Genomic DNA, 251 nt, shown 5'->3' with positions numbered 1-251 from the left:
ATACACAAACGGCGTATTGAGTTGGGATTCGTTAATCACCATAAGGTGCTTACCGGTTTTTTCGTCTTGATAAAGGCTAAATATACCGGCAAATTCGGTTTGTCCTTTGATCATTTCGCTAAGTGTTTTTGACTCTTTTTCGTCTTTTTTATCGGCTGCAAATGCATGGCTGCCAAACGCTAAGCTAAGCGCAAGGGTGATGGTCGTTAATTTCATTTTGAGACTTTTAATATTTGTTAATTTAATTGGAC

Annotated in this window: 1 protein-coding gene; it reads right to left on the bottom strand. The window is 37.8% G+C overall.

Annotated features, from left to right (window positions below):
• Positions 1 to 216 (bottom strand): hypothetical protein (locus AAEY83_RS17180; protein WP_351061088.1); only part of this gene is annotated, 216 nt, incomplete at its 3' end.
• Positions 217 to 251 lie beyond the last annotated feature (35 nt).

The organism is Psychrobacter sp. TB20-MNA-CIBAN-0197 (genome assembly GCF_040309765.1).
GTDB classification, from domain to species: Bacteria; Pseudomonadota; Gammaproteobacteria; order Pseudomonadales; family Moraxellaceae; genus Psychrobacter; species Psychrobacter submarinus.
Note: the sequence above shows the minus strand (reverse complement) of the source record. Positions and strands in the feature narration are given on the sequence as shown.